The 23737-nt window shown below is 49.1% G+C and carries 20 protein-coding genes; 15 read left to right on the top strand and 5 right to left on the bottom strand.

Annotated features, from left to right (window positions below; translation table 11 throughout):
- The first annotated feature begins 123 nt into the window (after positions 1 to 123).
- The 10 genes from ACYVFD_RS35325 to ACYVFD_RS35280 all read left to right on the top strand — a co-directional run bounded on the left by ACYVFD_RS35325 (position 124) and on the right by ACYVFD_RS35280 (position 8788).
- Positions 124 to 735: a fumarylacetoacetate hydrolase family protein gene (locus ACYVFD_RS35325; protein ID WP_461095336.1), complete on the top strand. Its 612-nt coding sequence runs from the start codon at positions 124 to 126 to the stop codon at positions 733 to 735.
- A gap of 209 nt (positions 736 to 944) precedes the next feature.
- Complete coding sequence (locus tag ACYVFD_RS35320) at positions 945 to 2867, top strand: M23 family metallopeptidase (RefSeq protein ID WP_461095350.1); 1923 nt, start codon at positions 945 to 947, stop codon at positions 2865 to 2867.
- Positions 2868 to 3086: 219 nt separating this feature from the next.
- Complete coding sequence (gene bcp, locus ACYVFD_RS35315) at positions 3087 to 3536, top strand: thioredoxin-dependent thiol peroxidase (protein ID WP_461095335.1); 450 nt, start codon at positions 3087 to 3089, stop codon at positions 3534 to 3536.
- A gap of 59 nt (positions 3537 to 3595) precedes the next feature.
- Entirely contained in the window at positions 3596 to 4453 is an 858-nt protein-coding gene (locus ACYVFD_RS35310) for a transketolase (RefSeq protein ID WP_461095334.1), read from the top strand.
- A gap of 142 nt (positions 4454 to 4595) precedes the next feature.
- On the top strand, positions 4596 to 5585 hold the full coding sequence (locus ACYVFD_RS35305; protein WP_461095333.1) for an AAA family ATPase: 990 nt from the start codon (positions 4596 to 4598) through the stop codon (positions 5583 to 5585).
- The gene (locus ACYVFD_RS35300; RefSeq protein WP_461095332.1) at positions 5579 to 6148 is read left to right on the top strand and encodes a hypothetical protein; all 570 of its coding nucleotides are present in this window, start codon (positions 5579 to 5581) and stop codon (positions 6146 to 6148) included. Before ACYVFD_RS35305 ends, ACYVFD_RS35300 begins: the two co-directional genes overlap by 7 nt.
- A 6-nt stretch (positions 6149 to 6154) precedes the next feature.
- Positions 6155 to 7108: a transketolase family protein gene (locus ACYVFD_RS35295; RefSeq protein WP_461095331.1), complete on the top strand. Its 954-nt coding sequence runs from the start codon at positions 6155 to 6157 to the stop codon at positions 7106 to 7108.
- 106 nt (positions 7109 to 7214) lie between these two features.
- Positions 7215 to 7787, top strand: coding sequence for an RNA polymerase sigma factor (locus ACYVFD_RS35290; protein ID WP_461095330.1), 573 nt, complete (start codon positions 7215 to 7217; stop codon positions 7785 to 7787).
- Positions 7788 to 7862: 75 nt separating this feature from the next.
- Positions 7863 to 8327 (top strand): hypothetical protein, encoded by a 465-nt coding sequence (locus ACYVFD_RS35285; protein ID WP_461095329.1) that lies wholly within the window; start codon positions 7863 to 7865, stop codon positions 8325 to 8327.
- A gap of 26 nt (positions 8328 to 8353) precedes the next feature.
- Positions 8354 to 8788, top strand: coding sequence for a hypothetical protein (locus tag ACYVFD_RS35280; protein ID WP_461095328.1), 435 nt, complete (start codon positions 8354 to 8356; stop codon positions 8786 to 8788).
- A 126-nt stretch (positions 8789 to 8914) separates the two neighbouring features.
- Here the strand turns inward: ACYVFD_RS35280 and ACYVFD_RS35275 are convergent, their stop codons facing one another.
- From ACYVFD_RS35275 to ACYVFD_RS35255, 5 genes are all read right to left on the bottom strand, one after another.
- A complete protein-coding gene (locus ACYVFD_RS35275) occupies positions 8915 to 9934 on the bottom strand; it encodes a LiaI-LiaF-like domain-containing protein (RefSeq protein ID WP_461095327.1) in 1020 nt (339 codons plus the stop codon).
- A gap of 81 nt (positions 9935 to 10015) precedes the next feature.
- Positions 10016 to 10480: a PspC domain-containing protein gene (locus ACYVFD_RS35270; RefSeq protein WP_461095326.1), complete on the bottom strand. Its 465-nt coding sequence runs from the start codon at positions 10478 to 10480 to the stop codon at positions 10016 to 10018.
- Positions 10481 to 10710: 230 nt separating this feature from the next.
- On the bottom strand, positions 10711 to 11331 hold the full coding sequence (gene trpF / locus ACYVFD_RS35265) for a phosphoribosylanthranilate isomerase (protein ID WP_461095325.1): 621 nt from the start codon (positions 11329 to 11331) through the stop codon (positions 10711 to 10713).
- An 88-nt stretch (positions 11332 to 11419) separates the two neighbouring features.
- Positions 11420 to 11650 carry an SRPBCC family protein gene (locus tag ACYVFD_RS35260; RefSeq protein ID WP_461095324.1) on the bottom strand — a complete coding sequence of 77 codons (231 nt, stop codon included), beginning with the start codon at positions 11648 to 11650 and terminating at the stop codon, positions 11420 to 11422.
- A 313-nt stretch (positions 11651 to 11963) separates the two neighbouring features.
- Positions 11964 to 16157 (bottom strand): ATP-binding protein, encoded by a 4194-nt coding sequence (locus ACYVFD_RS35255; RefSeq protein WP_461095323.1) that lies wholly within the window; start codon positions 16155 to 16157, stop codon positions 11964 to 11966.
- A 234-nt stretch (positions 16158 to 16391) separates the two neighbouring features.
- On the opposite strand from ACYVFD_RS35255, the gene ACYVFD_RS35250 reads away from it, so the two are divergent.
- From ACYVFD_RS35250 to ACYVFD_RS35230, 5 genes are all read left to right on the top strand, one after another.
- Complete coding sequence (locus ACYVFD_RS35250; RefSeq protein WP_461095322.1) at positions 16392 to 18275, top strand: cytochrome-c peroxidase; 1884 nt, start codon at positions 16392 to 16394, stop codon at positions 18273 to 18275.
- 65 nt (positions 18276 to 18340) lie between these two features.
- Positions 18341 to 19351: a Gfo/Idh/MocA family protein gene (locus ACYVFD_RS35245; RefSeq protein WP_461095321.1), complete on the top strand. Its 1011-nt coding sequence runs from the start codon at positions 18341 to 18343 to the stop codon at positions 19349 to 19351.
- Between the two features lie 18 nt (positions 19352 to 19369).
- Entirely contained in the window at positions 19370 to 20785 is a 1416-nt protein-coding gene (locus ACYVFD_RS35240; protein WP_461095320.1) for a DegT/DnrJ/EryC1/StrS family aminotransferase, read from the top strand.
- The gene (locus ACYVFD_RS35235) at positions 20782 to 22140 is read left to right on the top strand and encodes a neutral/alkaline non-lysosomal ceramidase N-terminal domain-containing protein (protein ID WP_461095319.1); all 1359 of its coding nucleotides are present in this window, start codon (positions 20782 to 20784) and stop codon (positions 22138 to 22140) included. The genes ACYVFD_RS35240 and ACYVFD_RS35235 overlap by 4 nt, the downstream gene beginning before the upstream one ends.
- Positions 22141 to 22252: 112 nt before the next feature.
- Positions 22253 to 23542 (top strand): hypothetical protein, encoded by a 1290-nt coding sequence (locus ACYVFD_RS35230; protein ID WP_461095318.1) that lies wholly within the window; start codon positions 22253 to 22255, stop codon positions 23540 to 23542.
- Positions 23543 to 23737: the final 195 nt, after the last annotated feature.

Here is a 23737-nt window from a genome sequence, read left to right as displayed (position 1 = left end):
TGGTCTACCCCTCTTTAGTCGTTAGATTTGCGACATTCTTTCAGGTTTAAAACTAAATGCGGCTGAGTGGATAATTTCACTCTTTACCTGCATCTGTACGGACAAGAGGTCCGCGTTATAGCTATGAAAATTATCTGCGTTGGTCGTAATTACGCCGAACATATTAAGGAACTCAACAACGAGCGTCCTGAGGACCCGGTCATCTTTATGAAACCTGAAACGGCTATCCCGCTTAAAAACGAGCCGTTTTTCTATCCTGACTTTTCTGCCGATGTGCATCATGAAGTAGAGATTCTGGTAAAGATTAACCGGGTTGGTAAAAACATCGACGAAAAATTCGCTCATAAATATTACGACGAAATCGGTATTGGTATTGACTTTACAGCCCGTGATTTGCAAAGTAAACTAAAAGCAAAAGGGCTACCGTGGGAACTGGCCAAGGGCTTCAATGGCTCGGCACCCATTTCTGGATTTGTACCCAAGACCGACTACCCGGATCTACAGAACCTTAATTTCCACTTAGACATCAATGGTGAAACACGTCAGCAGGGGAACACCAGCCTGATGTTGTATAAAATCGACTACCTGATTTCGTTCGTATCCCGGTATTTCCTGTTACAACAGGGAGATATTCTGTTTACGGGTACACCACACGGTGTTGGGCCGGTACAAGTCGGCGATCGGCTAACGGCTTATATAGAAGATAAACCTATGCTAACGTTCGACGTTAAGTAGTTTAGTTTGGCGAATCGGTCCAGATTTCGGTTCGCTATTAACTTTCCACAATTTTGCTTTTGACACGATCACTTTTTTATCTGTCTGTACTGCTTCTGACTGGTTCAGAACTGGTTTTCGGACAATCAACCAAGCCCGTTTTATCGACTCAGTCAGGTCAGCCACAAACCGGATACATTCAACCGGGAACAGTGGCCAATGGGTATTTTATGTTTCCCATTCAGCCCGGAGCTGCCAATTCGTTGTCGGGCGGTATGGGTGATCTGCGGCCAAATCACTTCCATGCGGGCTTAGATATTCGGACGGGTGGTCGTGAAGGACTGGATGTTCATGCGGCTGCGGATGGCTACGTTTCCCGAATTGCTGTGTTTACGGGTGGCTATGGAAATGTGGTATTTATTAAGCATCCAAACGGTCTGACTACGGTGTATGGTCACCTGAAATCACTGAAAGATACGCTTGGCCGATACCTGCGTGAACAACAATATCAGGGTAAAACGTTTGAAATCGATCTGCGCCCGCAACCCGATCAGTTTCCGGTCAAAAAAGGGGACATCATTGCTGCATCGGGAAACACAGGCGGATCGGGAGGGCCACACCTGCATTTTGAAATTCGGGATGCCAAAGACAACCTGATCAATCCACTGCTGTATGGTTTTTCGGAAATTCAGGACGAGGTTCCGCCTTATTTTGAGCGGGTAGCCCTGAAAACCATGACGGCCACCTCCCGCATCAACGGCGAATACCAGCGGGTTAGTTACGTGCCCGTACGCCGGGCCGATGGGACGTATGCGATCACCCAACCCATTACGGCCTCGGGCCTGATTGGAATGGAAGTGCTGGCCTACGACAAAACCAGTGGATCACCATATCGTAATGGTATCAGTTGCCTGGAAATCCGGCTGGATGGAAAGGAAGTGTTTGCCTACAATATGAACAGCTTTCCGAATGAGCAGACGCGTTTCATGAATGTTCATGAGAACTACGAAGTCGAACAAACGAGTGGTCAACGGTATCACCGGGCGTATATCGCCGATGGAAACATTCTGAATTTGTATAAGTTACAGAGCAATGCGGCCTATCGGGGACGGCTGCCATTGCTGGACGGTCAGCCGCATGAAGTTACACTGACGCTGTATGATGCCTTCGACCATGCCACTCAACTGTCGTTTACCATTCAGCCCGAAGTGGCGTCAGGTACGTTGTCTTCAACGGATTCGACAGAGACGCAGGTAGCTACCAGTACGCCCGAAGAAATTCGGGGTGACCCTTCGGCTACCATTACGACAGATGAAAATGTGTTGAAGCTGAGCGTTAAAAATGTATCGTTAAGTAGCCCACCTATGGCTAAACTGATAACTGGGCGCACGGTTGTAGAGCAATCGGTTAGCTATGTGCGTAGCAATCAAGCCGTTTATCTTATAGATTTGCGCCAGTATTTACCAGATTCGGTTCAGTTTGGCCGTAGTGTTGTGCGTACTAATTTCAAAAAGCGCATTATTCCGGGCCGAAGTGAGTCATTTGCCGAGGGAAATACCCGGCTCGACTTTGGAGCTAAAACGCTTTTCGATACACTTCATCTTGCTGTACGGTCATTGCCAGGTGGCGGATTGGAAATTAACCAATCGACCATCCCCTTAAATGATTACCTGATGGTTCAGTATACACCCAATGCGCCGATGGCTATTGACACGGCCAGGACTAAAGCTTACTGGACGAGTGGTGGTAATCAGACGTATCTGGGTGGCAAATGGGATAAGGGTCGCATTGAGTTCAAAACCCGTTCGTTAGGGCGTTTCCAACTGATGACGGACATAAATCCGCCAACGGTTCAGATTCTGAGTGCGACGTCCGAGGGAATCACCGCCCGTATTCGCGACGATTTGTCAGGTATCGCACAGTTTCGGGCGTTGGTCAATGGTGAGTGGGTACTGATGCAGTACGACTATAAACGAGCTCTGCTGTGGTCGGACAAGCTAAATCCTGACGAACCGTTTGAAGCTGGAGCCGAAGTAATTGTACAGGCGAAAGACCAGTCGGGTAATATTGGCTCCGACAGTACTAGTATTAAAGAACCCAAGCGGGCTGTCCGCCATAAAGTCATTTCCAAAAAACATCGGAAGAGACGATAGTTTTTAATACTGTTTGCTGTTTAAACTTTTATTCGAGAGCGTTTTTTGTCATTCTGACCGGGACGCGTAGTCGAAGGAAGAATCTTAACGTATCCTTACTTTTCAGTCGAGAAACAGTAAGATTCTTCCTTCGACTACGCGTCCCGGTCAGAATGACAAAACATTCATTCGCAACATTTTTTCGAAAGTTTAATCAGCAAACTTGAAACAATAAGCTATATGGAATTGAAAATTGGTGATCCTGCTCCAGACTTCACAAGTACTGACCAAAATGGGCAGCCGATAAAACTGTCAGATTATCGGGGTAAAAAAGTGGTGCTGTATTTTTACCCCAAAGATGATACGCCGGGTTGTACAGCCGAAGCCTGTAGCCTGCGCGATAATGAAGATCGACTTCGGGCGGCTGGCTACGAAGTACTGGGCGTTAGCGTCGATGACCACAAGTCGCATCAGAAGTTTATTAAGAAATACAACTTACCGTTTCCGCTCGTTTCCGATACCGACAAGCAGATTGTAGAATCGTATGGTGTCTGGAAAGAGAAGTCGATGTATGGCCGCACGCACATGGGTATCGTCCGTACGACATTCCTGATCGATGAAGCAGGCATCATAACCGATATTATTACAAAAGTAGATACGCAAAATCACGCAGATCAAATTTTAAAGTAAGGCGGGTGGAAACCCGCTATTCCCAATTAATGATTGCGGGTCTCCACCCGCCTTACCTTATGGAACTCGAACAACTCGAACACATTGCTACCGCCGTTCGGCGTGATATTGTCCGCATGGTTGCGGCCGTCAACTCTGGTCACCCAGGTGGCTCATTAGGCTGCACCGATTTTATGGTGGCGCTCTATTTTGAGATTATGAACCGGAAAAAGGACGACAAGGGGAATCCGATTTTCGATATGGACGGACGCGATGAAGACATTTTCTTCCTGTCGAATGGCCACATTTCTCCTGTATTTTATTCCGTTCTGGCTCGGGCGGGGTATTTCCCGCTTTCTGAGTTGTCGACATTCCGTAAGCTGGATAGCCGGTTGCAGGGGCACCCCACCACTGCCGAGCATCTGCCGGGTGTACGGATCGCATCGGGGTCATTAGGGCAAGGTCTGTCGGTAGCGTCTGGAGCGGCTTATTCGAAGAAACTCAACGGCGACAAAAGCCATGTGTATGTGCTCATGGGCGATGGTGAGCAGCAGGAAGGTCAGATTTGGGAAGCTGCTCAGTTTGCGCCCAACAAAAAACTTGGCAACCTGACCGCTGTGATCGATTTCAACCACGCACAGATCGACGGTAAAACCGACAATGTAAACAACAACCGCGACCTTGGCGCGAAATATGCCGCTTTCGGCTGGCATGTCGACGAAATGCAGGGTAATGATATGGCCGATGTAATCAAAACGCTTCGTAAAGCGCAGGAAAACCCGGACGTACCTACGCTGATTCTGATGCACACCGAAATGGGCTTTGGTGTCGATTACATGGTTGGTAGCTACAAATGGCACGGTGTAGCCCCGAATGCTGAGCAACTTCAGCAAGCCCTGAATCAATTGCCCTTGACGGTAGGTATGTCGGATTATTAATTTGTTGTAAAGACCGGTCCGCCGATGCGGCCATCCCTCGCGTCTCCTGACCGGATGGCTCATCTGCCGGATGGTTTTGGCTGACGCATAGGAGACGCGAAGGCCGGGCCGCCGGAGCGGTCGCGTCTCTACAATTGACCCCATGCAAATCAAACGCTTAGTCATCGAAAATTTCAAGTCCATTGAACGGATCGAGCTTATTGAGCCGAATCCGTTTACGGTCTTTGTCGGCCCCAACGGGTCGGGCAAGTCGAATATTTTCGAGGCTTTGGAGTTTGTGAATATACAGAACCGTATGGGTGGTTCAACTAGTAGTCTTTTTGGTGGGCCAGAAAATTTTTTGAGAAGGCAAAATCACTCAGACAGGTTTGATGTCAAGTTTGATCATGATTCATTTACAGCTACTGGAGGATTTTATAGAAATGTAATCTCTAAAGTTTCTAATGAATCAGGCGGTTATGAAGAATTTGGATATGTTGGGCCACGGCTGCCTCAGTATATTGGGGCTCAAGAGACCAATTACGTTTACTATAACTTTACAAGACTTTTTATTGGGAAAAGCCAACAACAGAAGTTAAATCTCAGAGATGATATTCGTTTAACTTTTTCTGCTGATAACTTGGAGAAAGTGCTAAAGCGTATTTTAAAAGACGAGATTCTAAGAGATGAAGTCTTTGAATGGTTGGAGTTATTTGTTCCTGGATTTAAGGCAGTTGAAGTAGACGATCGGGATGAATTGCATTGGTTTGAAGAGTCTGTTCCAAACTATTTCACCAAAGATTTAATCTCTGACGGCACTTACAATATTCTGGCTCTTTTAACCGCTGTTTACCAAAGTGATGATAAGCCACAATTTCTTTGTATCGAAGAGCCGGAAAATGGATTACATCCACAAGTAGCGGGTGAGTTGGTCGATTTCTTCCGCACAATGTGTGAAGAACGGGGGCATTATATCTGGTTGAACACACACTCACAATCGATGGCTTCTCGGGTAAAACCGGAGGAATTCGTGGTTGTGGAGAAGAAGCAGGGAGCCACAACAGCCCGTCAGTTCAAAAAAGAAGATTTTCATGGAATGCGTGCTGACGAAGCCTGGCTCACAAACGCGCTGAATGGAGGATTAGCATGGTAACTGTCGGGTTTATTTGCGAAGGCGATACGGAAGTCAAGATTGTAAAATCGGATGCTTTTCAGCAGGTATTACGACAAGCAGGTCTACAATGTGTTTTTCCGGTAGAAGATGCTGATGGGAACGGTAATCTGCTGCCACATAAATTGCCCGAAAAGCGAAATACTCTTGAGAAGGCCGGAGCCGATGTGCTTATTATCTTAACCGATCTTGATCAGGAGTCCTGTGTAACGAAAACCCGACAACGAATTGGTGAAGTACCTGGTCAACAAATTGTCGTAGCTGTGCAGGAAGCAGAAGCCTGGTTTTTAGCCGATACGACTACGTTGAGCACATTGTTGGGCAAAACTGTTTATTTCGAATATCCTGAGCGAGAACCTGAACCGTTTGAAACAATTCGTCGGCTCTTTATTGAAGAAACCGGGCGAGGTGTTGGTACAAAGCCTATTCTGGCTCGTCGGATGTTAAAATATGGTTTCACGATAGAAAACGCGGCTCAACATCCTAATTGCCCGAGTGCCACTTATTTTCTAACTAAATTGCAAACCCTCGCTTCGGCGAATTAATAGAATATGAAAAAATACGAGTTCACCGAGAAAAAAGATACCCGCTCAGGTTTTGGTGCGGGCATTGCCGAACTGGGCAAAACACATCCCAATGTTGTAGCACTAACCGCCGACCTAGCCGGGTCGCTCAAACTCGAAGCCTTCATTAAAGACTTCCCTGACCGGTTTATCCAGTGTGGTATAGCCGAAGCCAATATGATTGGCGTGTCGGCCGGTTTGACCATCGGCGGACATATCCCCTTTGCAACCACCTTCGCCAATTTTGCAACAGGTCGGGTATATGATCAGATTCGGCAGTCGGTGGCGTATTCGAACAAAAACGTCAAAATCTGTGCATCGCACGCGGGTTTAACCCTGGGCGAGGATGGCGCTACACACCAGATTCTGGAAGATTTGGGTATGATGAAAATGCTGCCGAACATGACCGTCATCAACCCTTGCGATTACAACCAGACTAAGGCCGCTACCATCGCTATTGCCGACCACGAAGGGCCGGTTTATCTGCGTTTTGGCCGTCCCGTTATTCCTGTATTTACCCCTGCCGATCAGAAATTTGAAATCGGTAAAGCTTGGACCGTAAATGAAGGAAAAGACGTGTCGATCTTCTGCACGGGCCACCTGGTTTGGGAAGCCATTAAAGCCGGTGAAATTCTGTCTGAACAAGGAATTGAAGCCGACATTATCAATATTCACACGATTAAGCCGTTAGATGAAGAGGCTATTCTGGCATCGGTGAAGAAAACGGGCTGTGCGGTTTCGGCTGAAGAGCATATGTTGAACGGCGGTCTGGGCGATAGTGTAGCGCAGGTACTGGCGCGCAATTACCCGGCTCCGCTCGAATACGTTGGCGTACACGATACCTTTGGGGAAAGTGGTACACCCGATCAACTGATGCAAAAGTATGGCCTTACTGCCGATAAAATTGTTGAGCAAGTAAAGAAAGTAATGGCAAGAAAATAAGTAGTTAGGAGTTAGGAGCGAGGAGTGAGAATGGCTGAAGCGACAGCAATAAGACGCGTCAGCCATTCTCACTCCTCGCTCCTAACTCCTAACTACTAAAAGAATAATGACTGACGAAGAACTCCTCGCCAAATTTCGGGACCCGTCGAGCCGGAATTATGCCTTTAACCTGCTGGTGCGCAAGTATCAGCAGAAAATTTATTGGCATATTCGGAAGATGGTTATTGATCACGATGATGCCGACGATCTGGTGCAGGAAACATTCATAAAAGTCTGGAATAGTCTGGAACAGTTTCGGGGCGACAGTCAGTTATATACCTGGATTTATCGTATTGCGACCAACGAGTGTCTTAACTTCCTGAATAAGAAACGTCGACGATTCTTTCTGCCGATTGGAGACGTAGAAGGCGAACTGATGGAAAAGCTGGAAACCAATGCCGCGTATGTTACGTCGGGCAACGATCCCAGTGGCGAAGACGTACAGTTGAAGTTACAAAAGGCTTTGCTGAAATTACCTGACAAACAGCGTCTGGTTTTCAATATGAAGTATTTCGATGATATGAAATACGAAGATATTGCCGAAATTACGGGTACGTCCGTTGGGGCATTAAAAGCGTCTTACCATCTTGCTGTTAAGAAGATTGAAGATTTTTTTAATAACTCTGACACAGTCGATTAAACCTAATCCAATTGAAGCTGTCAAATCTTAAAATATTTTAAGATACCTGAATAGTGTGGAACACACACCAAAGCAATGAACGATCCTAAACATTTCCGGCTTGAAGAATTGCCACCTGAGCACCCACTCAGGCAGCTTCCATTTACTGCGCCAGATGGTTATTTTGATGACCTGCCTTCGCGGGTACAGGCTCGTGCTGTCCGAAAGCCCAAGCCCGCTTTTAGCATTAGCTGGTCGTGGCAACGTACGGCGGCTTCGCTGGCGGGAGCTAGCCTGATTGCCTTACTGGTTTGGCAAACGTTACCGCAACGGCAGGAGTCGCTGGGCAGCGAAGCCTTGGCTGGTGTAAGTGACGATGCCATAACGGCTTATCTTGAAGATCAGGGCGTTAGCGCATACGAATTGGCTGATGTTCAGCAAATTCATACTTCGTTGGGTAGCGATACCACAGCGATTCAGTTTCTGAATGTAGCACCGAACGATATTCAGGAGCTTATTCAGGAGCAAAACCCTGTAGACAACGCGAAAGTCGGTTCCTGATTTTACGAATGGTTAACTTTACCAAAATGAGACACGCATGGATTGGTTGGTTGCTTGGCCTGTTAGTAATGACTCAGGTAGCCAACGCGCAAAATGACCTAAACGGACGCCAGAAAATTGAATCCGCTAAAATTGGGATGATTACCAATCGGTTGAATCTAACGACCGATCAGGCTCCCCAGTTTTGGGCGATTTATAATGAGTACAATGCCAAGAAGCAGGAACTGAACCGACGAATTCGGCAACTGAATAATGAACCTAATCGGTTTAATCTGAATGATGACCAACTGAAAAATGGGCTTCGCGAAACCAATTCTACCAAACAAAAACTCGCCGATCTTGACGACGAGTATATGGAGCGGTTTCTGAAAGTAATCAGCCCAGCGCAGTTGCGAGAGCTTTATAAAACGGAGCAGATGTTTAATCAAATGCTGCTCAAACGACTGAATCAGGATAACTGATCGGAACCGCACCGGCGGCCCGGCGGGATTGAACGGATTGGAGGATTAAACAGATTTTGTTTTAGTTGCTTTGGGCAATTTACAAAATCTGTTTAATCCTCCAATCCGTTCAATCCCGGTTCAGGTTTAGTATCGCACTACTTTGAAGTGCGAGATGCCGCCATCGAACCGAATGGTCATCTTTTTGGTCGATGCGTCATAGCCAGGGCTGAGGTATTCGCCACCACCAACGTTCGTAAAGTCGTCTAGTTCCTCCAGGTTCAGGGCGCCATCTTTTTTGATCCGGCAACCTACTTCTTTTGGAACACGTACGGTGACCGAAGCCGCTCCTACATCGAGTTTAATATCGGCCTGATCAGCTTTAGCGCCTAATTTTAGGTCGAGATCGGCGGCACCAACTCCCAGTTTCAGACTTTTTACGGCATAGGCACTCAGGTCCAGATCGCCGGAGCCAGCCCCTAACGCAACATCCATCGACCAGACGGGCGTCGCGTTCAGGTGTATATCAACGCGGTTTTCATAATGCCCATCTTTCAGGTCGAAATGCTGATCCTCATCTTTTGGTTTCAGCTCAATGGTCGGAATGTGGGTTGTTTCATCCCGATCAACCGACATCGAATACATTCCAACGGTCTGTTTAGTATCCGCTTTGATGAGTTCGGAGCTTGGCTCGCCAATGGTGAACTTACCAGCACCGCCCGCGAGTTTTAAGACGGCTTCGCGAGTGTCGCCATCCATATTTTCGGCGAATGTGTTCGAATGCACTTCGTCGCTATCGGCATTCCGATGGTCGCGTTCTGCCCGATAATCGTCTTCGTTATCGTCATCATTATCGTGGTGATCATCGTCGTCATCGTCGTCATGATTCCAGCGCATATGGAATCCTTCATCGTCATGACGGTGATGCGAAAAGAATCCGAACAGCGTGGTCGGTACAGCCACCGCCAGCATAATCGTCGTGATAAAGGCGGCTGGATTGGCCCGGCGTTCCAGAATCAGATGAACACCTGCCAGGATGAGTAAGGCAGGCCATAGATTGACGAGTGAGTGCCAGTCGACATCGAGCCAGCCTGCTCGCCGGGCCAGAAACAATACGCCCAGCGTCAGCAGAAAAATTCCCCAGAATAATCCGTTTCTTCGTTGCATGTCTTTAGATATAGGGTGTATGATGTATGGTATAGGATGTAGTCTTACCTACTTCATATATCATACATCATACATTAGATGTTACAGCGTTCCGTTCGGGTCGTTGTTGGTGTTATCGTAAGGGGGTCTGATCCGGTCTTTGAAGATCAGCCACAAGCCGAGCGCTATCAGCATAAACGGCCACAGATCGCCGAAGTCAATATCAAAGAATCGGTCAAGAAGGAACAAAACACCCAGGATAATCAGTACGACCCCGCCAATGATGCTACGGTCGGGAGAGGCAGGTTTGTTTGGATTGTAGGGATTCATGGAAAAATAAGGATTAGAAAAAGCGGTTGAAGGAATCACTGCGCCATCCGAACGCCGTTCGGGTAGCACAATCCACAGGATGATGTAAATGATTATAGCCGGAAAATGCGGCAAAAAAATTCCGATTACAAAAAGTATGCGTACTAATGCACGGTCAATGCCAAAATAATCGGCCAAACCAGCGCATACACCCCCAATCTGGGCCTGGTCGGCAATACGTTCTAATCGTTTGTTCATGGCTTTTTGTGTTTAAAACCGATGTAAACCTAGTCGGTTGTCAAACGCCACGAAAGCAGAATTGGAAGAATGGACGCGGTTATGGATAGAAGTATGTTTTCAATGATAGTAGGTAATGCATAGTAGTGGTTTGAAGCGAGGAGTTAGGAGTTAGGAGTGAGAATGGCTGGCGCATCAAGATAGAGTATGCGCCAGCCATTCTCACTCCTAACTCCTAACTCCTTTAGAGATTACTCCTCTTCAATCGCTTCCAGAATATCCATCAGCTCGCCGAACTCCTTGTTGCCAGGCTGTTCTTCGTCGCCACCACTTAAGGCGATGCCCCGAACAGGAAGATCGGCTAGTAAATCGTGCACATTTTGCGCAGATATACCTGTCCCGAGTAAGGTGGGATAGCGGGAGGCTATTTGTTGGAGAATAGTTTTTAACTCGTCATCGAAGTGAAGAGGACCGTTGCTTTCGAGCAATAGATAATCGGCACCCGATGCACCCGTATGAAACAACGTATCGAGTTGGTCAAGTGTCATCTGCGATAGATTGACACGAAGAATCAGGCTCTTGCCGAAGGTACTTAGGTAGGGCAATAAAGCGGCTTCGTCGACCTGCAATATATCGGGCTGGTACGTGGCCAGTAGTTGTTCAATAGCCTCCGGATCCGTGGTGGATGTCTCACCTACGATCTGCACACCAGCCACCCAACCTCTAATTTCCTCAAACTTGCGCGGTTCGATGTAATCGGGGGAGTCGACGTCCATCGAGAAGCCGAGCATGTCGACACCCATACCTGCACAATAACGGGCGTCGCTGAGGTTGGTCACATTCGAGATTTTAACAAGGGTTTTGAGTGCCATGATTGGATTGAGTAGTAATCGGTAAGTAGCCGTCAAAGGTACGGACAACTTGCATTGTATTACTTACTTTCACCTCTGATTGTTCTCATCAAGCCCGGCCGACAAAATCGCCAAAGGCATCAATTGTAAAACCAGTTGGGATATGCGTTTCCTTGACCCAGAATTTCCAGCGGAGTGTATAGGGCAACCACCCCTTTGTAAATAACTCGACTACTTTGCCAACGCCGTTTGACTGGCCCGGCTCCAGTACCTTTATATCCAGATAGACAAAAGGCCACCATGTGGCCAGCGCATCGACATCCTCAAGCGTACGGTACACGACTTCAGGTGGAGATAGCACATGCTAGTGAGTAATGAAATGGTAGTCATTTGCATACAAAAACGAATTAGTTCGATAGCTTTTTGATGCGCGACGAAATGGCTCTTGGCAGATGGTCAGCATAATATACAAAAAATTGGCGCGATGACTACCTATGAAGCAATCCTGTAAAAGCAGGGATATAATATCCCCGAAAAGGGGAGAATGAAAAAAGCCAGCATTAGAAGGCTGGCTTTATAAGGAAGTTTGGCTGGTAACTTAGCGCTTAGCTCGTCCAGCGATTGCATCGCGGACGAGCCGCTTTTTCAGCGGATCAATTCGGAACCGTGCTGCTTTGCTGACTAACGGGCAGAATGATTTGAAAGGTCGCCCCTTCGCCTGGCCGACCAATAGCCCGTATGTAGCCGTGATGATTTTCAACGATCCGGCGGCAGATGGTCAACCCAATACCCGTTCCTTCGTAGGTTTCCCGCCGATGCAGACGTTGGAACATGCCAAAAATCTTTTCTACATACTGCATGTCGAAACCGATACCGTTGTCTGTTACACTAATCACGGCATACGGCTGATCCGATAGTCCAAACTCCGTACGCATTTGAACGGTAACGGGGCAACTCTCAATCGTGACCTTTGGTGGGCGATTACTTATGAACTTCAGTGCATTGCTGATCAGGTTTTGAAACAGTTGATGCAGTTGTCCAGGAACGCCATCAACTGTAGGCAAATTCCCAACGTCGATTAAAGCGCCTTTATCCTGAATGGTTATTTCCAGATCGTCCTGAATTCGGGCGATAATGCCATTCAGCTGTACGGGTTCAAATTGAGCATCCAGTTTCGAGAGTTTAGAGAGCCGCAACACATCATCGACCAGCGTTTGCATCCGGGCCGCTGCCCGAACAATCCGCTTGAAATGTTCCTGTTCAGTTGACTCCAGTTTGCTATCGAGTGAGGTCATCAGCAGCGTACTGAAAGCCTGAATTTTGCGAAGAGGCTCTTTTAGGTCGTGACTGGCAACCGAAGCAAATTGCATCAGATCGAAGTTGGAACGTTCGAGTTCCATGTTCAGATTTTTGAGTTCGCGAGTTCGATCGGCAACATGGCGTTCCAGTTCTTCGCTGGCTAATTTACTGTCGTGAATGTCGGTACACCCACCAATATACCCCATGAAAGTCCCGTCTGGGTCGAACCAGGGCTTACCTCGTTCTGCCACCCACCGATAATCGCCATCATGACGGCGGAGCCGGTATTCCAGGTAGAATTCCTGACGAGCATTGAATGAAGTTGTATAGATAGCCAGACTGCGTTGGCGATCATCAGGATGGATACCCTCGGTCCAGCCATTGCCTAGTTCCTGGTCCATCGTACGGCCGGTATAATCTAACCAGCCTTTGTTGAAAAAGGTATGGAGTTTGTCGACTCCTGCAATCCAGATAAGCACTGGAGCCGTATCGGCAATGGACCGGAATCGGTTTTCACTTTGACGGAGAATGGTTTCGGCCTGTTTCTGGTCATCAATATCTGTGGCCGAGCCAAACCATTTAACGATGGTCCCTTCAGAATCCCGAACTGGTACAGACCGGCCCAGAAACCAGCGGTATTGTCTTGGCTGCCGATTATCTGCAAAGCGGTATTCCATCTGAAAGGGTTCTCCCGTTCGTATGCTATGCTGCCATAGGTCCAGGGAGCGTTTCCGGTCGTCGGGGTGTATAACATCTATCCACCCCTCGTTGCCATGCCTACCGTTTTCTAAGCCGGTATAGGCATACCACTGTTGGTTGTAGTAATCGGAGGTGCCATCGGGTCTGGCTGTCCAGACAATTTGCGGAATCAGGTCGGCCAGTTGTTTAAACTGCCGTTGGCTTTCCTCAATCTGAAGCCGAGCCTTTACCGATTCGGTGACCTCGTACGCAACCATAATGATGCCCGTAATTTGCCCGGCCGAGTCGGTCAATGGCTGAAATGAGTAGCTATAATAGCCGGTCGACAGTTGCCCATGACGCGTTAGTTCAACCGCTTGCTCAGCTACCGCAAACGGTTCGCCCGACTGAAAAACATGGTCTAGTACTGTGCCAATCTTCTGGGCAACCAACTCTGGAAACACGTCGAGAAGGGGTTGGCCGATCAATTGACTTTCCTGACGGTCGGTTAAGGTACGGTACAGGTCATTGGCGAGGGTGAAAACATGTTGTGGGCCTTCGACAATGGCAATAGCAACGGGCGCCTGTTTAAATAAATGCCGAAGCTTCTGCTGATTTTCCTGTCGGGTCTGCGACAGCTTCAACTGCGCTTTCACCCGAACCAGTAGTTCATTGGCCGAAAACGGTTTGGTCAGGTAATCGTCGGCTCCGGCTGCGTACCCGTCGATGGCGGCTTCTTCCCCTGCTCGGGCCGATAGGAGCATGACCGGAATGTGGGCAGTTTGCGGGTTTTCTTTAAGAATCTTTAGTAGTTCCGCTCCATCCAGATTAGGCATCATGATGTCGGACAGGAGTAAATCAGGTTGCTGGCGCTGAATGGCAGCCAGTGCTTCCTGCCCATCGGCAACGGTATCGACTGTATAGTATGTGCTCAACAGTCGATGGATATAGGCTCGCATGTCGGCATTATCGTCAGCCAGCAGGATGCGTTTCATCGAGCGGTCGGGAGCGGCAGCAGGAGGTTCCGATACAGGTGGTTGCGTAGGCAGCAGAGATGATAACATCAGATCGGCATCGGCCACAAACAGGTCGGCGCTGCCGGTCGATACTTGTTCGGGTACTATTGACTGCTGCGAACGGTGAATGGGTATTTGTACACAAAATGTACTTCCCTGACCTAACTCACTGCTCACCCGGATGGTGCCACCGTGCAATTCGACCAGTTCATGCACCAACGCCAGTCCGATACCAGTTCCTTCAAACGACCGCCCCTGCGCCCCCTCGACTCGGTGAAAGCGTTCGAACAGCCGGGGCAGATCAGCCGTTGGAATACCTACCCCAGTGTCGTCGACAGTGAGTCGGAGCTGATTGTTTTTTAATTTGATTAGTCGGACGGTGATGGTTCCTTTTAATGTAAATTTAAATGCATTCGATAAGAGGTTAAGAACGATTTTTTCCCACATGTTCCGATCTACATCCACCAGTTCGGATAAGGCGTCAGTTTCAACGACTAACTGCATCCCCGCTTTCTCGATGACGGACCGGAAACTACTGGCCAGGTCTGTTGTCAACGTCGGAAGGTCTGTAGGCGTAAACGTTGCCTGAAGTCGTCCGCCCTCCAGGCGGCTAAAATCCAATAAGGCATTGACCAGCCGTAATAAGCGTTGGGCGTTGCGATGGGCAGCTTCCACCTGCGTTTGCTGGTGGGCAGGCAACGGATGGTTGCCGTCCTGAAGCAATTCCTCTAAAGGGCCCAGCATCAGCGTGAGCGGAGTCCGGAATTCGTGGCTTACGTTGCTGAAAAATAACGTTTTCGCCCGGTTTAATTCGGCTAGTTGTTCGATGCGGTGCCGTTCTTCTTCGGCTGCCTGACTGTGCTGGATGGCCGTAGCGACCTGATTGGCAACCAGTTCGTAAAAGGTCCGATAGCTAGCGTCGAGCGGACGGGTTGGGTTAACGCCCGCTACCAGTACACCGATGGATTTCTGCTGGCCAGGAGCGATCAGCGGTAAAACCATAGCCTGCGTAACGGGTTGTCCGGCTGGGCCAGGGGCTAATCTCTGACTTGTTGTCCAGGAACCTACCAGTGCTTTCCCCTGTTGAACAACGCTCATCAGGGGAAGGTCTAAAGGCCCCTGTATAGCACTATCTAAGCTCAAAACCGGCGGACTTAACCGGGCATCACCAGCCGGTAACCGGACTGTCTGTTCCAGATGAATCGATTTTCCATCGCCAGTGGTCAGGTAAAGCAGTGCGAAAGGAATATCATCTGGATTCTGGCTGATGGTTTGAGCGACCGAAACACAGGCGCTTCGAGTAGTGCGTTCCGTGAGAACATTGCTGGCTAGTGCCGATAGGGTAGCCAGTCGGCGTGTATTCAGATTTTGCGCTGTTACTTCGGTATTAGGACAGAATAAGCCGGCCACCTGCCCGCTCTCGTCACGGATAGGGCTATACGAGAACGAATAAAAGGTTTCTTCCAGAAAGCCTCCCCGGTTCATGAACAGGCGTACGTCATCAACGAACGATGATTCCCCCTGGTGGAAAACCTTATCGGCCAGGGGACCGCAAAAATCCCATATTTCTTCCCAGACGGTTGCCGCTGGTTTCCCCAATGCCCAGGGGTGCTTGGCCAGACTCAGTACCGGAATGTAGGCGTCATTATAAAGAAACGTAGCCGTAGGGCCCCAGCCAATCCATACCGGCTGGCGGGTGTTGAGCATTAGGTTGGTAGCGGTTTTAAGACTTTGTGGCCACTGATCAATAGGGCCTAGTGGGGTTTCCGACCAGTCGAGGGCACGAATAAGGGCGGCCGTTTCACCTCCTCCAGCCAGGAAATCGATTTCTGTTGTACTCGGAGGTGCTATCATTGAAAAGGAAGGTTTGTCAATTGAGTAAAGAATCACTTTGTAAAAATACATTATTTGATTTCACTTTCGCTATTAAAACCGCCTGTGCAGCAAATTACTCACAATCAGCTTTTTAGGTGGAAATCGCGTTTCTCGTCTGTACAGAATAGTTTGTAAAGCGGAATCGTTTCTGTACCTGTACAGGGCTGCATTTTCGGGAAAGGTATTATTTTGCTAATGGCTAAGCAGTTAGGTATGTCTCAAATCGTTCGTTTGCTTTTTTTGTTCACAGTTTTGGCTGCTTTTCTGCCCAAAGAACGTGGCGACATGCGCGACGAACCGATCGTATATCGTCAGTTTTTGGCCGATAAAGCCCGATTCCACGAGCAGGTTAAGCAATTGGCCAACTATGTACAAGCCAATGCCCCGGCCGACTCGCTACAATGGGCGTTTAAACGAAGTCGGTTGGATTATAAGCGGATCGAATGGTTGCTCGAATACTACCAGCCTGTGTTGGCCAGTCGTGTCAATGGACCGTCGGTGGTGGAAGTAGAAGACGACGACCCCGCTCAAACGCCCATTCGGCCGGTTGGTTTGCAGGTTATTGAACCCTATCTGTTTCCTGAATACGATCCGTCCCGGAAAGATAGCCTGCTCCATGAACTGAACCGCCTACTGACGTATTCGTCCCGGCTGGAACAAGGTATACCGGCCAGTCGAATAACGGACTCCGACGTACTTGACGCCATCCGCCAGCAACTGTTCCGAATCCTAACTTTGGGCATTACGGGCTACGATGCACCCGCAACCAGAACGGGACTAACTGAGGCCGCGATTTCGTTAGAGACGCTTTATACGGTGCTACAACCATACACCCAGAAACTTCCAAAACCATTAGCTTCTCAGCTAGATCAGCACTGGCAGACGGCTATTGGAACGCTTAAGGAATCATCGGATTTCGACCAGTTTGATCGGGCTTCTTTTATTCGAAACGAGCTGTATCCACTCTGCCGAGTAATACAGCAGGCTCGTCAGGCATTGGGAATTCGACCAGCTACCAGTGGGCGGTTTTTGTCGCCATTAGTGGCTACATTATCCGATTCAGGGGCTTTTCGGACCGATTATCTGATCAATTTTGGTGATTTTGCCAGCTCTCCTCAAAAAATTGCATTAGGGCGAGTTCTGTTTTTCGACCCGCTGCTGTCGGGCAATAACGCCCGGAGTTGTGCGTCCTGCCATCAGCCGGAACGCGCGTTTACGGATGGGCGCCGGAAAAGTCGGGCTTTTGGTAGTTTCATGAAAAGTGTGAAACGAAACGCTCCGACCTTACTAAACGCTGGGTTACAAAATGCTCAGTTCTATGATTCGCGGGTCACGTACCTCGAAGACCAGGCACACGATGTGCTAAAAAATTCGGACGAAATGCATAGCTCATCGGATGAGTCTGCCAGAAAGTTAATGGCCAGTCCAGACTATAAAAAATGGTTTGCTGCTGCTTTTCCGGGTGGACTAACAGGGCATACTGTTCGGAATGCGCTGGCGTGCTATGTCCGAAGCCTGACTAGCCTGAACGCCCGGCCAGACCGGTATCTGCGGGGAGAGCCTGTAGCGTTATCGACGGATGAACTGACGGGGTTCAATCTGTTTATGGGTAAAGGACGTTGTGCAACCTGCCATTTTTTCCCGATCTACAACGGCTTCATACCCCCACATTACGAAAAGACCGAAAGTGAAATTATTGGTGTGCCCCAAAAACCGAAAACGAGTGCTGCCCGGCTGGATGCCGATCAGGGGAAGTTTACAACCTATCAGAAAAACATCCATCGCTATGCCTTCAAAACCCCAACCGTTCGTAATACCGAACTGACAGCTCCCTACATGCACAATGGCGTTTACCAGACGTTGGATCAGGTGGTCGATTTCTACAATCGGGGAGGAGGGCGTGGAATCGGAATCGAGCTAGATGGCCAGACATTGGCGGAGGATTCGCTTCGGCTGAGCATCGGTGAGCAAAAAGCGCTGGTTGCGTTTATGAAAGCACTGACCGATACAACAGGACTCACGCAACGCCCGACTCATTTACCTACTGTTGACGGAAATAAAGCGTTGAATCGCCGACGAGTTGGCGGAAGGTATTAAGGCCCCGTTTGAGTATAAATACGGCAGTCTGTGCGTTTAAAGAGACTACCCTAATGCTGAGCATTATGTCTTCTGCCCTTTCTACCCGACGACGATTTCTGAAAGATACCGCACAGGCCAGCACCGCCCTGCTCCTAGGCCCTGAATTTATCCTGCCTAAGCCTTCAGCGGCAACGGGAAAACGGGTGGGCATCATTGGGCTCGATACATCGCACAGCCCGGCATTCGTCAAAGCGCTGAACGGCCCCGACGCGGGCGATCGATTTCTGGGCTATAAAGTGGTAGCCGCCTATCCACAGGGTAGTAAAGACATCGAAAGTAGCACCTCGCGCATTCCGGCCTATACCGAAGACGTGAAAAAGCTGAATGTCGAGATTGTAGATTCAATTGCCGATCTGCTCAGAAAAGTTGACGTTGTCCTGCTCGAAACCAACGACGGACGGCTCCACCGCGAACAGGCTCTACAGGTGCTGAAAGCCGGGAAACGAGTCTTTATCGACAAACCCATTGCGGCTTCGCTGTCCGATGCGATTGCCATTTTCGATGCGTCGAAGAAATACAATATCCCCATTTTTTCGGCTTCGTCGCTTCGGCATATTAAAGGCATTGAAAAAGTCGATAAAAGTCAGGTTGTCGGGGCTGATACGTTTAGTCCAGCCGTTCTGGAAAAGACGCACCCGGATTTTTTCTGGTATGGTATCCACGGCGTCGAAACGCTGTACACGGTCATGGGAACAGGCTGTAAGCAGGTGGTTCGGGTACATACCGATGGCACCGACATCATCATTGGCACCTGGGCTGATGGTCGCGTTGGTACGGTTCGGGGTACGCGTACGGGCAAGCATGATTACGGCGGAACGGTCTTTACCAAATCGGGTAACCTGATTTTAGGGCCGTATGGGGGTTATGAGCCGTTGCTGGACGATATTGTCCGCTATTTCGAAACGGGCCAGGTACCCGTAACGCCCGACGAAACCATCGAAATTTTTGCCTTCATGGAAGCTGCCGACGAAAGCAAACGGCGCGGAGGTGCCCCCGTCACGCTGGAAAGCGTTATGGCGAAAGCAAAGTCATAACCTCAACTCTTTACCCACATGGCACACAAGAATTACTCAAGACGTGAATTCATCCGGCGAAACTCGCTTACGGGTCTGGGCGCCGTGCTAACCCCTTCTTTGCTTACGGATAATACAAACGTTCAGCCAGCAACACCTTCCGTTAAACCCAGTCAGTTCACCTCGTTTTCGGTAGCCGAGCCACTGGCTTTGCTGGGTGGCAAACCCGTTCGAACGAAAAACTGGCCAACCTGGCCGCTCTGGAAGCCGGAACAGGACGAGAAACAATTGCTGGAAGTTATTCGGAGTGGTATCTGGTCACGAGATAAAGTCGTTAGTGAGTTTGAAGCCAAGTGGGCTGCAGCCGTCGGAGCCAAACGGTCGCTGGCGGTTGTGAATGGCACCAATGCCATCATGGCAGCGCTTGCTCAGTTCGACATCCGGGGTGGCGATGAGGTATTGGTGCCGCCTTATACATTCATTGGTACGGTAGCACCTGTCCTGGCCAATGGAGCCATGCCAGTGTTTGTTGATGTTGATCCCGAAACATTCCAGATTGACCCGGCTAAAATTGAAGCTAAAATCACTTCGCGCACCAAAGCCATTCTACCCGTTCATATTTTGGGTTTACCGGCTAATATGCCTCAGATTCTAGCCATTGCAAAAAAGCACAATCTGGTGGTTATTGAAGATGCCTGTCAGGCGCATCTGGCCGAAATCAATCACCAGAAAGTCGGAACGTTCGGGCATGCGGGCTGCTTCAGTTTCCAGAACTCAAAAAACCTGGCCATTGGCGAAGGTGGAGCTATTGTCAGCAACGACGACGCATTTATGGATCGCTGTTTCTCGTACCACAACTATGGCAATCCGTATGGCACCGTTAGTGGCGTTATAGGCATTGGTACGCTCATTCAGGGCAACAAGCTTCGCCTGACCGAATATCAGGCTGCCATTGGCCTTGCCCAACTGAAACGGCTCGATGCCGAAACCACGACCCGCAACACCAATGCTACGTATCTGAAAAACAAGATTAGGAGCATTCCGGGCATTGTTCCGTATAAACTGTACGACAACGTTACGCGTGGAGCCTTTCACCTGTTCCCGTTCCGTTACCAGAAAGAAGCGTTTAAGGGACTTTCGCGGGATATATTCCTAAAAGCATTGATCGCTGAAGGGATTCCCTGTTCGAAAGGGTACGCCACGCTCAACAACATGCCGTACCTGAACGATGCCTTCCAGTCGAAAAATTTCCAGAAGATGTACCCGAAGGAGATGCTTGATTTCAAGAGTTATGTTGCACGTAACCACTGTCCGCAAAACGACCGCCTGTGCAACGAAGAGGCCATCTGGTTCACCCAAAATATGCTGCTTGGCACCCAATCCGACATGGATGAGATTGCCAATGCCATCGAGAAAATTCATGCGAACGCGGATAAACTGCTGAGTCAGAAATGAAAAAATTAGGTTGGCTCATTTGCCTACTGATGCTGAGTTTGCCAGGATTATCGGTCTGGGCGAAAGGCTGGAAAGCGGGCGTTGCCAAAGTGGTCATCACCCCCAAAGAATCGCAATGGCAGGCCGGTTATGCCTCCCGCACTCATGCGGCCGATGGAAAACTGCACGACCTATGGGCCAAAGCGCTGGTGCTGGAAGATGAATCTGGCAAACGGGCGGTACTGGTGACGACCGATATGTTGGGTTTTCCAAAGGATATGTCCGATCCGATTCGGGAGCGGCTTAAAACGCAGTTTGGTCTCTCCAAAGCACAGATCATTCTGAACAGTTCGCATACGCATTCGGGGCCAGTGCTGGGTCATGCGTTGCTGGATATTTACCCACTGGATGCCGGTCAGCAAGCCATCATCGACCGCTACACCCGATGGCTGGAAGATCAAATTGTAGCCCTGGTTGGCAATGCCCTCAAGCAACTGGAACCGGTGGAACTGTCCGCCCAGAATGGCGTGACGCGTTTTCAGGTCAATCGGCGCAACAACAAAGAGGGCGCTTTGCTGGAACAAACCGAACTGAAAGGCCCTAACGACTATGCAGTACCGGTCATTAAAGTCACGACGACCGCCGGTAAGCTAAAAGCCGTTGTGTTTGGGTACGCTTGCCACCCAACGGTGCTAGACATCTATCAGTGGTCGGGTGATTACGCGGGATTTGCTCAAATCGAACTGGAAAAAGAACACCCTGGTGTTACAGCCCTGTTTTTTCAGGGAGCCGCGGGCGACCAGAACCCACTTCCCCGCCGGACCGTCCCGCTGGCCAAACAGTACGGTCGTGAACTCGCCGTTGCGGTAGATCGGGTATTGGAGGAACCGATGCGTCCCCTTGACCCGCAACTTAAAACGGCCTACTCGGAAATTGAACTACCACTCTCTGCACCACCTACCGAAGCGGAGCTACTCAAAACGGCTAACGAAACAACCCCTTATCTGAAACGCTGGGCTACCCGGATGCTCGCTCAGCAGAAACAGGGTAAATCGTTCATCCGAAGTTATCCGTACCCGTTGCAGATCTGGCAGTTGGGCAACCAGCCGATTCTGAGCTTTGGTGGTGAGCTGGTCATCGAATATGCGCTGGTCTGTAAAAAACGCTTCGGGCCGGATATTTTCGTGATGGGGTACTCCAACGATGTCATGGGATACATTCCCTCCGCTACCATTTTGCAGGAAGGCGGTTACGAAGGGGCTTCTTCTCAGATGGTCTACGGCCTGCCGAGTCCCTGGGCTCCGTCCGTTCCCAATCTGATTTACAACGAAATAAACCGACTCGCTGACGAGGTGGGAATACCACTAGCTAAATGACAAATAGAACGTAGATTGTTATGATTCTTATGATTTACACAGATCATAATAAATCATAAGAATCATAACAATCTGTCGGGGCCGCCCTTGCGGTTCTATTAAAAGCAATAACATGACTTCTCCAAGTATTGACGTGTTAACCGCCACTCCTTATTATTCGGGTTTTCCGCTGGCGCATGATACTTATAATGCCATTACGGCGGCCAGCGACGGGAAAATCTACTATGTGCTTTGTTCTGAATCGTATGATCAGGGTGGGCAACTTTACGTATATGATCCTGTTATTGATAAAACGCAATGGCTGGCTGATTTAACCGACATCTGTGGCGAAACCGAAGCGAATGCCATTCCGCAGGGGAAAAGCCACGTTCGGTTCTACGAAAACAAAGGCAAGCTTTACTTTGCCACGCATATTGGCGTCTATGAGATGATCGACGGGATGGAGCGGCTGCCGCAACAGGCTCCCAATGGTAAAAACCTATATCCTGGTGGACATTTTCTTTCGTACGATCTGGTAACGGGTGCCTTCGAAAACCTGGCTATTGCGCCCGATGGTGAGGGGATTTTGACCATGACCATCGACCAGGACCGGGAGCATCTGTACGGAATCACCTGGCCGATGGGCTATTTTATTGATTACGACATCAAGGCAGGTACGCTTAAAAATCTGGGGCCTGTTTCCATGAAAGGGGAAGCTGGAAACGTAGGGGATGATTATCGGGTATTGTGCCGGTCGATGTTCGTTGATCCACGTAACGGGACGGTTTACCTGTCCACGTCAGATGGGGATATTCTCGCTTATCAGTCAGGAAGCGAATCGCTCCATAAGCTGGACGGTGTTGATTTGCGGCTAGATTACTTCGGTCAATACGATTCCAGACATCCGGGGAGCATGGGCTACAACTGGCGAAAAATTTTCTGGTATGCGCCCGAACAGGTAGCTTACGGTATTCACGGTAATTCGGGTTATCTCTTCCGTTTTGACCCTGAGCAGGCCACGATCGAACTGGTGGAACGGCTTACTTCGGAGCCGTCGCGTAGAAGTGGCATGTTCGATCAATTCAGCTACGGGTATCTAGGATTTCAACTCGGCCCCGACCAGCAGACGATCTACTATCTCACTGGTGGTCCTATCTACATCGACGGAAAGCGGGTGAAAGGAGCCGACCAAATTGCCAAAGGAGCGGCTAAAGGACTGGAAAATCTGCATCTGGTGACGTTCCATATTCCCACCCAACGCTATACGGATCATGGACCAATTTTTTACGCCGACGGCAACCGCCCGACCTACGTCAATTCAATTGCCATTGGCGCTGATGGGTCGGTTTATACGCTGGCTCGCTTTGATCACGACGGACACGAAATTCAGGACCTGATCAAAATCCCGGTCCGTTGTCATTGATGGTCATTCGTAGGATTTCTCAATAATGAATACAAGCTTTTCAAAGCCAGCTTATCGCTGTTGCTGAGTACACTGTAAACTAAGTATTATAGTATTTTAGGAGTATGAAAAAGCAACACGTAATGCTGAGCGATGAACATCAGAATCACCTGCGTCAACTCCTGAGCAAAGGTACTCTGTTCGCTAAAACCTTCA

It is taken from the genome of Spirosoma gilvum (assembly GCF_054776815.1).
This window is presented reverse-complemented; position numbering and strand designations above follow the sequence as displayed.

Coding starts and splice junctions, on each gene's coding strand:
- ACYVFD_RS35235 (WP_461095319.1), top strand. CDS start 20,782: ATGAAAAAATTAGGTTGGCTCATTTGCCTACTGATGCTGAGTTTGCCA.
- bcp (WP_461095335.1), top strand. CDS start 3,087: ATGGAATTGAAAATTGGTGATCCTGCTCCAGACTTCACAAGTACTGAC.
- ACYVFD_RS35250 (WP_461095322.1), top strand. CDS start 16,392: ATGTCTCAAATCGTTCGTTTGCTTTTTTTGTTCACAGTTTTGGCTGCT.
- ACYVFD_RS35310 (WP_461095334.1), top strand. CDS start 3,596: ATGGAACTCGAACAACTCGAACACATTGCTACCGCCGTTCGGCGTGAT.
- ACYVFD_RS35290 (WP_461095330.1), top strand. CDS start 7,215: ATGACTGACGAAGAACTCCTCGCCAAATTTCGGGACCCGTCGAGCCGG.
- ACYVFD_RS35240 (WP_461095320.1), top strand. CDS start 19,370: ATGGCACACAAGAATTACTCAAGACGTGAATTCATCCGGCGAAACTCG.
- ACYVFD_RS35320 (WP_461095350.1), top strand. CDS start 945: ATGTTTCCCATTCAGCCCGGAGCTGCCAATTCGTTGTCGGGCGGTATG.
- ACYVFD_RS35280 (WP_461095328.1), top strand. CDS start 8,354: ATGAGACACGCATGGATTGGTTGGTTGCTTGGCCTGTTAGTAATGACT.
- ACYVFD_RS35275 (WP_461095327.1), bottom strand. CDS start 9,934: ATGCAACGAAGAAACGGATTATTCTGGGGAATTTTTCTGCTGACGCTG.
- ACYVFD_RS35300 (WP_461095332.1), top strand. CDS start 5,579: ATGGTAACTGTCGGGTTTATTTGCGAAGGCGATACGGAAGTCAAGATT.
- ACYVFD_RS35285 (WP_461095329.1), top strand. CDS start 7,863: ATGAACGATCCTAAACATTTCCGGCTTGAAGAATTGCCACCTGAGCAC.
- ACYVFD_RS35245 (WP_461095321.1), top strand. CDS start 18,341: ATGTCTTCTGCCCTTTCTACCCGACGACGATTTCTGAAAGATACCGCA.
- trpF (WP_461095325.1), bottom strand. CDS start 11,331: ATGGCACTCAAAACCCTTGTTAAAATCTCGAATGTGACCAACCTCAGC.
- ACYVFD_RS35305 (WP_461095333.1), top strand. CDS start 4,596: ATGCAAATCAAACGCTTAGTCATCGAAAATTTCAAGTCCATTGAACGG.
- ACYVFD_RS35325 (WP_461095336.1), top strand. CDS start 124: ATGAAAATTATCTGCGTTGGTCGTAATTACGCCGAACATATTAAGGAA.
- ACYVFD_RS35270 (WP_461095326.1), bottom strand. CDS start 10,480: ATGAACAAACGATTAGAACGTATTGCCGACCAGGCCCAGATTGGGGGT.
- ACYVFD_RS35295 (WP_461095331.1), top strand. CDS start 6,155: ATGAAAAAATACGAGTTCACCGAGAAAAAAGATACCCGCTCAGGTTTT.
- ACYVFD_RS35255 (WP_461095323.1), bottom strand. CDS start 16,157: ATGATAGCACCTCCGAGTACAACAGAAATCGATTTCCTGGCTGGAGGA.
- ACYVFD_RS35230 (WP_461095318.1), top strand. CDS start 22,253: ATGACTTCTCCAAGTATTGACGTGTTAACCGCCACTCCTTATTATTCG.